The sequence below is a fragment of the Moorena sp. SIO4E2 genome (assembly GCF_010671945.1).
GTDB classification, from domain to species: domain Bacteria; phylum Cyanobacteriota; class Cyanobacteriia; order Cyanobacteriales; family Coleofasciculaceae; genus Moorena; species Moorena producens.
Genome location: NZ_JAAHIE010000253.1, coordinates 1 through 10,447 on the forward strand (window position 1 = coordinate 1; position 10,447 = coordinate 10,447).

Sequence of the window (10,447 nt, forward strand, 5' to 3'; positions counted from 1 at the left end):
ATCTTACGGTAACTTCAAACCCTATTCTAAGGTTTCGTCTCCGGGATGCCCCGACCCACCGGAACCATACAAAAAAGTTCAATTTTGAGGCACGTAGGTGGCGGTTAGCTCTTAATTTGTCTTCCCTACTATTTTCATTATAGCATTTTTCAACCTATGCAATACAGTTCCTGTCCGCTCTTTAGCCTCACACTCATGGGGTAGCATTGAGATGTGAGGCTAAAGAGCGGATGAAGCTAAATATTAGCTCAGTATTCTAGCCTACAAACAAGGTGTCTCTAAACTTATAGCCAGTGGTGGCGATATGCCCTAGGCATTTGCCCTATAAGCAATCACTCTCTTGGTGCGGGTTCTCTACTGCTTTTAACAAGCGCTGGGTTCCACCCCATGTTTCATTTGGCTTCCTGATGGGGTGACAACCCAGTTGGATAGATAAGTAATAGATGCACCCTGACTAATTCCCTCAGCTAAGAGCAGAGTATATCCTCTGTAAGTGGCTGAGGTTTTTTTGTGTTGATATCAGTTTTTACAAAAGATTTATGATATAAATATTTATAATAGTTAACATTAAATAACAATAGACTACCTAGAGGCAGGAAAAATTAACTATGGGACTCTTAGGCAATTTGTTCAACTCTCAGACCAAGTACGTTGATGAAGACAGCCAGGACATGGAACAGTCCATAGAAGCTAACCAGTCCCAAGAGTATTTCTTGGACACAGATGAAGCAAAGACCATGGGAAACATTGACTACATGCGCACCCCTGTTAAGGTCAAGAAATCCTTTCCCAAGACCAAGACTGCTGTTTTAAGCGGTGAAGTGGTAGAGCAGACCTCCGCTACGGATAAAGTCACCCTTTCCCAAAATCAGACACCTATGGCCACTTCTGAGACTGCTTCCCAGTCTGGAACTAAATTAGAACAAAACGGTCAGGTAAGCTCTCAACCCCGTCGCCCTGACTCAAGCCTGGATCCGTTCCTCAAAATGGCTCAGGAGCTCAGAAAGGGTTAATTTACTGCTGTGTAGATTGACTCCAACTCTACAGGGCTTGATCAGATATTAACTGCACCAGCGGCAAATTTGATTTTGAGATAATCCTCTTCCATCTTGGCTCCTGAAGGTTTCAGGGCAGCTAAAGCTTGGGGGAGGACTAAATTGCGGCGATGGTTACCAATGCGAACATTCAATTCATCTCCTGTTTGAGTAAGCTGTATTTTGTCTTTGGGGATACCAGGTAGGTACAGTTCTAGGCTGTACTCATTTTTATGCTGTATTACTCTAATGGTGTTTTCTTGGTAATACACTTGAGTGGGATCTTCTGAACCATACAGAGTTTCTTTGAGACGCTCCAACGCTTCAATACCGCACATCTCTTGGGAATAGAGGGGAACTTCTTTAATGGGTAAAGGCCGGAAATTGTCGTGAATTTCTTGGCGGTACTGTTGCTGATTTTCTTTCCAGCGTTGGAAAAATGGGTCAGTTACTTGGTCAGGAATAATCCGATTGGCAACAACTAGATCAGTGGCAACGTTGTATAGGCTTAAGTAAGCATGAGCTCGTAAGGACTCCTTAATCACCATTCTCTCAGGATTAGTAACCAGACGCACTGATGTTTGTTGGTTGTCAGTGAGTACCTTCTCTAGGGCTTCAATTTGTTCATAAAACTCATAGGGAGCATCCATGACCTCTTTATCTGGTAAAGAAAAGCCAGCAATGGGTTTGAATAACGGTTCAACCAAAGGTCTCAGAGCAACTGACATACTTTGTAGTGGCTTATAAAAACGGCGCATATACCAGCCACTGACTTCTGGTAAGCTCAGTAACCGTAGCGCAGTACCAGTGGGAGCTGAGTCAATAACCAGAACATCGAACTCGTCTTCATCGTAGTGACGTTTCATGCGGACGAGACCGAAAATTTCATCCATACCAGGAAGAACGGCTAATTCTTCTGCCTGTACCCCATCTAAGCCCCTAGCTTGCAGCACTTGGGTAATGTAACGCTTAACCGCTCCCCAGTTTCCTTCCAATTCCATCAGAGCGTCAAGTTCTGCTCCCCAAAGGTTGGGGCGAACTAATCGGGGGTCGTGACTGAGTTCAATATCAAAACTATCTGCTAGGGAGTGAGCTGGGTCAGTACTCAGAACTAGGGTTTTGTAGCCTAACTCGGCGCAACGCAAGCCAGTAGCAGCGGCTACAGAGGTTTTTCCTACTCCTCCTTTACCGGTCATCAAAATTACGCGCATGGTATGCTCCAGCTGTTCTGAGAAAAGTTTAGATTTATTTACTTTACATTACTGTACAAAAGCTGCTTAAGTACGTCCAGGCGTGAACAGTCCCAATAATCTATATGAGAAACAATTAATCCCTCAGCATTCAGCTTTAACTCGCTCCAGCCAGGAATAGTCATTCGCGGTTTCCAGGGTAATGGCGTAGTCCAGCTCAGAGTCCAGCGGGTTTTTATTGTATCTCCTGACTGGGAAATGTTTTGCAAATCTAGATGGGGCTCAAGGAACCAGCGATTGATAAAGGCAATCATTTGTTTGTAACGCTCAAGCCCGCGAAACTGGTTGAGGGGGTCTTTAAAATAGACGTCTGAGGCGTAGATGCTATAAGTTTGGTCAGCTGGGAACCTTTGATAGTCTTGTTGGATAATTTGGGCTATGGACTGACGAATCTCTTGTCGGTCACGGTCTTCAGTGTTATTATACCGATTTGTATTCATACGTTGTATTCATACAGGTATTAATAACCTAATATATTTCGTTATTTAGTTGTGAGTCGTACTGGCATGTTCAAACAAGGCTTTTTCAGCAATTGCACCTAACCCGACCGAATCCAGAAGTTTGTTCCAAGCTTCTGCCAAGTTCTCGTCATTGGGGCGCTGCCTTCGCAATTCTACCAGAGTCGTTAATGTTTCGTACCAAAGCCGATCATTTGCGTAGATCACAACACGCTGTTGGGGGGTTGCTTGTTTTAAACGCTCCGCTAGGTTTGGAGCTTCTTCAACTCGCTTGACCCCACCATCAATATAGATATTGTTTGACGAGTCGCCGGGATCAATCAATCTTACCTGCCAGTCATAGTTCTGATTAACTTCTAAGGGAGGTAGGTTAACAAAGGTAGGAAGCGTTATACTCCTAATTCCATGATTTACCGTATCCGGTAAGGGATACTTGACTGAGTAAACCTCCTTTTCATAGGCATCTTTCAGCACAAACTTTAAATATAGCCCTGATGCTGATTCTATACAGGGCATATACCAAGAGAAAGTGGGGTATTCAGCAACCGTTGTTCCCATCCCAGAACTGGGAACCAACGCTACAGGATTTTTCAGGTTTGATTTCTGGCATTTGGTAGCCTTAGTTCCTCCAGGACCCCTAGTTCCTCCAGGACGTCCGAGATCAGAGGGTGTACCATTTCCGTCGTCTGAAGGTGGATCATATTCAGATAAATAACTTTCCCAGTGGTTCGGTATCTTCTCAATCAGTTCCCTGCCTAGGGAAGAACTCGCCTGAGCTTGTACCTGGGCTGGAAGATTGACTGCCAGACTGAAAGCCAAAGCAACCGTTAAGAGCGTAAATTTTGATGAACGTGTTAACCAAGCCATGATAAAACTATTCCCTGGTAGAGCCAAGTTTCTCTTAAGTAAGCAGGATAAGTAACAAGTATGGCATAACAACAGCCCTTCGAGGCACCCGTAACCCCTATAAGAGGATCAGGTTTTCATACCTTACCTGCCTCATTTTAACAATAACTTCAGGTATTTGAGACATCGCCACTATAAGCTTATAATCTTGTCGAAATCTTCATCTGTTCTTCATCTGATTTACTCATGATTATGAATTCAGCTTCATTTTTGAAAGAGCGACAAAAATTCGACAAAACTATCAGACCAATTGGAGCATATGCCTTGCAAGGTATAGCATTTTGGAGAGAAAAAATAATTGCTATCGACTCGATAAAGGGCTATCTCTTAGAAATTGATCCCTTCACAGATAACACAAGGATTTTGAATCCAGAACGGGACTCAGATTTGGTCGGTGTGAGTGGTTTAGCCCTGGCAGGAGAAACCCTATGGTTAACGCTACAAGATAGTGTCTATTTTTGCCATATCAATGATAATTTAACCCTACAACACTTTGTTGATTTGCCTTACACCGCTAACGGAATCGCTGTTAAAGATTCAACTGTTTATGTTACCTGTAAAAAAGTTGGATATATTATTATTTATAGCAGCAATACAGGTCATGATATTACCCGGTTGCGTTCTCCCGGAGTTGGCATTGAACATATAACAATCCGCGATGAAGAACTGTGGGTATCGGATGACCAAGAACAGACAGTTTACTGTCTTGATCGAGCAACTGGCGAAATTCAGTTCAGTGTACTCACCCCCTTTGAAAATCCTACTGGCTTAGCGTTTTGTACTGACCCCCAGACGGGAGACGATACCCTCTATGTTGCTTATGCAACTGAGGAGGCTTACATCCGGGATAACCCTAACGCTGATCCTAATTATGAATTGCAGTATCGCGATCGCACTTTTATTCATCCGTTACACTTTACCTACAATCCGGAAGGTCGCTATGCACTCTCCAATGGCTATTTAATCGAAATGTCCTATGTCGAGGAACTTGACCCCCTCAAGGATATCGAGTTGAATGATTTGGAATGGCGAATTGCCTTGCCATCGGAAACTGACCGACAAAAGGTCTCAAAAGTCGAACCTGTGGGTATACCCTTTACTATAGACGTTCAAGATGGTCAGCAAGTTGCCGTTTTTAAGTTTGACAACCTCAAGCCAGGGGAACGCCATATCTTTGGTTGGAAGGCACTCCTAGAAGTCTGGAGTATCAAGTACCGCCTGACACCACGGGATATGGAGGGGTTGCCTGAGTTACCGCCAGAATTTCAGAACCGTTATTTGGTCGATGATGACAAGTTAGCCATGGATACAGAAATCATCCGCCGTTCGGCTAAAGAAGCAATTGGTAGCGAAACGAATCTGTTGCGGCAAATCTACAGTATTCGCAATTATGTCTACGACAAACTTTCCTACCACGTGACCCCTAAAATAGATACTCCAGACATTGTGCTACGAAGGGGTGTGGGGTCTTGCGGGGAGTATTTGGGAGTATTGCTAGCTTTGGCACGCCTTAATGGGATCGCGTGCCGCACTGTTGGTCGTTACAAATGCCCTCCCCATCCTGACCAAATCGGTATTCCTTTGGTACCAGATTTTAATCATGTTTGGATGGAATTTTATATCCCAGGAATCGGCTGGCTACCCATGGAATCCAGTGCTGATGATACGGTTGAAGGGGGTCCTTATCCCACTCGGTTTTTGATGGGTCTTGCCTGGTACCATATAGAGATCGGTAAAGGAATTAAGTTTGAAATCCTGAAGAGCCAAGGGGTGCCTGTGAAAAAGGAAGATATTTCCATTGGTGAGTTAGCCATTAATCATGTGCGGTTTAAGATTGTGGCAGAATTGCCCAGTGGTAGTGCTTCAATCGAACAATAAGGACTACTGCTGGCAAGGGTAGCCGGAAAGAAGTGGGTTGGAGGGGATCTAAGACCAAATCAAGGACGTAACTCCTAGACTTGGGCTACCCCCGTGATTTCAGAAGCGTACACCATACCTGCTGGGATTGGTGTGCGGTAGTTCACTATAGGTTAGGGGGAAATTGAGTCATGGATGTTATTCCAGCTATAGACTTACTTGAAGAAAAATGTGTGCGGTTAGTCCAGGGAGACTACCAGCGTGCGCAAGTATTTAACGATAACCCAGTCGAGGTAGCGAAACAATGGGTTGAACAAGGTGCATCACGGCTGCATGTGGTTGATTTGGATGGCGCAAAACTGGGTACGCCAGTGAACACTAAGGCAATCGAAGCAATTGTGCAGGCGGTACCTGTGCCAGTGCAAGTCGGTGGTGGATTACGCTCCCGCTCCGGAGTGACTCAACTGTTGACTCTAGGCGTCGATAGAGTCATTATAGGGACGGCAGCGGTGGAAGACCCTTCCCTAGTAGAACAGCTTTGCACTAAATTCCCAGGGAAGATTGTAGTTGGTATTGATGCTCGTCAGGGATGGGTGGCCACTCACGGTTGGTTAGAAACCTCAGAAATTGCAGCAATTGACCTAGCTGAGCAAATGACTCAGCTGGGAGTAACTACGATTATTTACACCGACATTCACCGGGATGGAACTCTGTCTGGACCAAACCTAGACGCTCTAAGAGAACTAGCAAGCCATATCTCGATCCCCGTGATTGCTTCTGGGGGTGTCAGTTCAATCACTGACCTATTGAGTCTACTGACCCTCGAACCTCTAGGGGTTAGGGGTGTAATTGTTGGTCGTGCGCTTTACACCGGAGATATGTCTCTCAAAGAAGCTATTCAAGCAGTCGGTCCTGGAAGGTTACAAGATATCCCTCTAGATATGGGCTTTTCTAGCTTTGGTTGATCACTCGTCAATGGAAAAATGGAAAATTGATCTGATTCGAGCCAAATACCCCATGATCAGTTTTTCATTCTCAGGGGTAATATTTTAAGATAATAATTTGTCTAATTGCTTCCTGATTACACTGTAAAAGTTTAGTAAAGGGGGAAAGGGCAAGGAATTCCAACCATTGACCTTTTCCTTTTTATATTTATAACTGAAATTAAAGACAATACTACTAAACTCAATTGCCTTCTTCAAGTGTTATTTAGCTAGGCAGGAGGACAAGGTAATGGGGAGATAGGTAGATAGTGCTACCTATGAATGTAACTTGGTACCAGTAAACACCATTCCCCTAACTTAACCATTCCTTCATTTTATCCGGATATTTGATAAGTTTTGCGTAAAATTTTCCAGTTCTAGTGTCAAAAACTAGTTTGTTAACACAAACTAACTACAGAGCTGATGGTTAGTGGCAACTACTGAAGGTATGATAGGGGAGCGATTAGCCATAGGTTCAGTTACTCTTGAACATAACTTAAACCAATAAATAAAAAGGCACATATAGAGATGGGCAATAAATCAGAGCTTTTCCCACAGGGGAATGGTAAATATATCCACTCACAGCCCGTCATCTACCACACTAGAAACTCAAAATACTATCAGGATGGGCGTAAGCTAGAGGAGATTTGGACGATCATACGGCGTCGCTTTTTAGTGGCTGCTGGTGTAGCAATTACGATAACAGCTAGTATTTTTGTATGGACCTCTAATCAGAAACCTCTGTATGAAGGCAAGTTCCGGCTGCGTCTGGAGCCTCTGACAGCACAGGATCATGAAAATCAATCGATACCAGGTTTTGAAACCTTGGCTTATAAAACCCAAATGCTGGTACTGCGTAGTGAAAAACTCATCACTCCCGTGATTGAGGAAATAAACAAGCGCTATGGCAAAACTAGCTACAAGTCTTTAGTCAAGAATAATCACCTGAGGATCAAACATATTGAAGGAACTAGTGTCTTAGAAGTTCGTTACCGGGATAGTGATCCTCAAAAAGTTCACTTTGTTTTAAAGCAGCTTGCCGATAATTATATCAAGTACTCCCGCCAACAAGAAGCAAGTTACCATCATAAGGACCTTGAGCTAGCAAATAGAGAGTTGCCTCAAGTACGCCAAGAAGTAGACAGACTGGAGGAAGAACTGCTGAAGTTGGAGCTAGGGTACAAGTTGATCGATTATGATAATCAAAAACAGCAGCTTTCAACTCAGATTAGCCAGATTAAGCAACAGCAATTAGATACTCACATCCAGCTTAAGGAAGCTCAGTCCTTCTACCAGATCATCTCTCAAAAGCTAGGACTGTCATCAAATCAGGTCAAGGACTCTCGCGCCTCGGAGTTAGCTCTGGCTCAAGTGAATTTGGCTGAAAACCCTTACTACCAAAAGATGCTCAACCACCTAGAAGAGGTTGAGGCTGAGATCGCTATCGAGTCAAGCCGCTATACTCCAGACAGTCCAACCATCAAGACCCTACAGCAGCAAAAGTATAATTTCTTATCCCTGTTACGCTCTGAAGCTGAACAGGTACTAGGGATCAAACTAACAAATACAGATGTTCCTAAGATATCACCCAATTCAATTCACCAGCAGCTCACTCAACAACTGGTAGATCGGAGCATCCAAATATCAGTTTTGCAAGCACGACAACAAGCTCTTGCTGAGGAAGAAGAAAGTCTTGAGCAAGACATGAAACAGATGTTGGTGATAGATCCAACCTACACCAGTTTACGGCAAAAACTTAGAGATAAAACCCAACGATTAGACACTCTGTTGGAGCTTAAGGAAAGCTTCCAGCCTTATTCTTGGGAACTTATTCTCAAACCCAAACAGCCTCAATATCCGATTCCGCAACATCAGGAACTTCAGATTATTTTGGGAGCGATCGCAGGTATATTACTGGGTGCAGGAACAGGGTGGTTGATGGAGCGCTTAGACCATGTGTTCCACTCTCCCGACGAACTTAAACATCATACCCAATTGCCTCTTCTTGGTGTTATTCCTTACCATCCAGCACTTAAGGCAACCAAGTCATCAAGCTGCAAAGGTATACCTTTTGTTCCAAGCTTCCCTAAGAATCAGAAAAATAACTCAACGCCAAAACTGCAGCAAGCTTCTCCCTTTTTAGAGGCGTTTCGGTTCCTCCATCGCAATATTGGCTTACTCGGCTGCGATAAGCCAATCCAATCTATTGTGATTAGCTCAGCTAGACCAGCAGACGGTAAATCTACCGTTGCTGTCCACCTAGCTATAGTGGCTGCTGCTATGGGTCGGCGGGTGCTACTGGTGGATACAGATCTGCGCCGTCCCCGGGTACATAAAATTTTTGGTTTGAACAATCAACTTGGTTTGAGTGACGTCCTTAGTAAGGGGATCAAAGCTAACCGAGCCATCCAGCAAGTGCCCCTGTGGGATCATCTTCATGTGCTAACTGCTGGTTCCCCAGCACATGATCCGATTCGGTTACTATCTGCGCCAAAGATGGGAACTTTGATGGAGCATTTTAATGCTGTTTTTGATTTAGTTATTTATGATACACCTCCCGTGATCGGACTTGCCGATAGCCGCCTTCTAGCAGCTAACACGGATGGTATGGTCTTCGTAGGCAGATTAAACAAGACTGACCGCTCAGTTCTAATGCAAGCCTTGGATGAACTCAAAACCTCTAGGACTAATCTTTTAGGTATTGTTGCTAATGATGTTGAGAACTACGCAACTAGCTCCTATTATCACCATCAGGACTACTATACAACCGATTCAGCAACCATGAAGGTGAAAAAGCTTCTAGATCAGAACATGAGATGATATGAAGTCCAGTTAATAACTTTTAATATGCTTGATTGCTTTTTGTTAATGGTTAATGGTTAATTGACCATTAATCATTATAGTTAGTGATCAGTAGCTGGGGATGAAAATACGTATGTTAACAGGACTAGCATCACCCTTGACACCATCAAGGTTAGTGTGAACAGGACTAGGGAAACCTCGACAGTTAAGCGTAACCGTTTACCCTTACGATACAAACGTTTATCCGCTACAGGGTGAGCAGTTTTAGAAAAGAGTGTTAATGGTTGATGAGGCTGATAAGGATTCCAGAATACATGGGCACCTAAATTCTGATCGGCACAGGGTTTCATAGTTCAAAATTCGAGGTAGTGTGTTGAGAGCGAACCAGCGTTTACGCCCTGTGGTGTAAACGTTAGTAGTAAAACTGAGATAGTTCCTGTCTCAGTCTTGATAGTGATGCTCAACCCTGTCCAAATTGCTTTGGACGGGCTTGTCGTATTCAACCAAGGCTTACGTATTTGTTTTAGAGTAATGCGAGAGGCAGAGAAGGGGGTAGAGGGGGAGGAAGATGATTTTGTTTGGTTATTTTGTCTTTCTTCCAAGTCCACCTTGTCTTCCTTGTCTTCCTTTTCCTGTATTAGATACAGAGCAATGGTTTAGCCCTGGGATAGGTAGGGTTTTGATGGCTGAATTTGGTAATGCCTGCTACAATATAAGAATTGACTTTAACAACAATTTAGGGCATCTAATTAAAATCTTGAACCCAGTCGTTTCAGATAAGTTGAGGGGTTTGACCCCCTAATTGATTGAGTTTTGTTATTTGGGTTAGCTTGATTGGGTGAAAAAGGGGATGCGATCGCGTAGCGGCTCTGTAAGAGCATCGCTTTTTAAAGTGATGATGAAAATCAAGAGTTAGTGTCATACCAAGTAGCGTTCAGGGCTGGGATCACATGAATTACTAGGGTTTCCCAAATTACCCATTTAGTAGGTAGGCATGATTAAACCGACTAATGGAACTAAATGATGTCAAGTTTTGTAAAACATCTAGAAATTCAATCTATGCCCTTGAGCCAGCATGTTTAGATAGATTTGTTTATATATAGTTACATAGCTGTATTGATTTGGGCTTACCTATTTAACTGTTACTAGTTATCGCT

Annotated in this window: 8 protein-coding genes; 4 read left to right on the forward strand and 4 right to left on the reverse strand. The window is 43.6% G+C overall.

Annotated features, from left to right (window positions below; genetic code table 11):
* Positions 1-608 precede the first annotated feature (608 nt).
* Complete coding sequence (locus tag F6K37_RS22695; RefSeq protein WP_008189474.1) at positions 609-1,013, forward strand: hypothetical protein; 405 nt, start codon at positions 609-611, stop codon at positions 1,011-1,013.
* Positions 1,014-1,054: 41 nt separating this feature from the next.
* On the opposite strand, the gene F6K37_RS22700 is transcribed toward F6K37_RS22695, so the two are convergent.
* The 3 genes from F6K37_RS22700 to F6K37_RS22710 are packed head-to-tail and all read right to left on the reverse strand — an operon-like array spanning position 1,055 to position 3,609.
* A complete protein-coding gene (locus F6K37_RS22700; RefSeq protein WP_044495167.1) occupies positions 1,055-2,245 on the reverse strand; it encodes a TRC40/GET3/ArsA family transport-energizing ATPase in 1,191 nt (396 codons plus the stop codon).
* Between the two features lie 38 nt (positions 2,246-2,283).
* Positions 2,284-2,724 carry a C6orf136 family protein gene (locus tag F6K37_RS22705; protein ID WP_008189478.1) on the reverse strand — a complete coding sequence of 147 codons (441 nt, stop codon included), beginning with the start codon at positions 2,722-2,724 and terminating at the stop codon, positions 2,284-2,286.
* A 45-nt stretch (positions 2,725-2,769) separates the two neighbouring features.
* Positions 2,770-3,609, reverse strand: coding sequence for a DUF928 domain-containing protein (locus tag F6K37_RS22710; RefSeq protein ID WP_008189480.1), 840 nt, complete (start codon positions 3,607-3,609; stop codon positions 2,770-2,772).
* 231 nt (positions 3,610-3,840) lie between these two features.
* Between F6K37_RS22710 and F6K37_RS22715 the strand changes: the two genes are divergently transcribed.
* The 3 genes from F6K37_RS22715 (at position 3,841) to F6K37_RS22725 (ending at position 9,308) form a co-directional block, all read left to right on the forward strand.
* The gene (locus F6K37_RS22715; protein WP_008189481.1) at positions 3,841-5,526 is read left to right on the forward strand and encodes a transglutaminase-like domain-containing protein; all 1,686 of its coding nucleotides are present in this window, start codon (positions 3,841-3,843) and stop codon (positions 5,524-5,526) included.
* A gap of 170 nt (positions 5,527-5,696) precedes the next feature.
* Positions 5,697-6,470, forward strand: a complete 774-nt coding sequence (hisA, locus tag F6K37_RS22720) for a 1-(5-phosphoribosyl)-5-[(5-phosphoribosylamino)methylideneamino]imidazole-4-carboxamide isomerase (RefSeq protein ID WP_008189482.1) — start codon at positions 5,697-5,699, stop codon at positions 6,468-6,470.
* Between the two features lie 546 nt (positions 6,471-7,016).
* Entirely contained in the window at positions 7,017-9,308 is a 2,292-nt protein-coding gene (locus F6K37_RS22725; protein ID WP_008189484.1) for a GumC family protein, read from the forward strand.
* Positions 9,309-9,391: 83 nt separating this feature from the next.
* Here F6K37_RS22725 and F6K37_RS22730 read toward each other — a convergent pair whose 3' ends face one another.
* Entirely contained in the window at positions 9,392-9,640 is a 249-nt protein-coding gene (locus tag F6K37_RS22730) for a hypothetical protein (protein WP_008189486.1), read from the reverse strand.
* Positions 9,641-10,447: the final 807 nt, after the last annotated feature.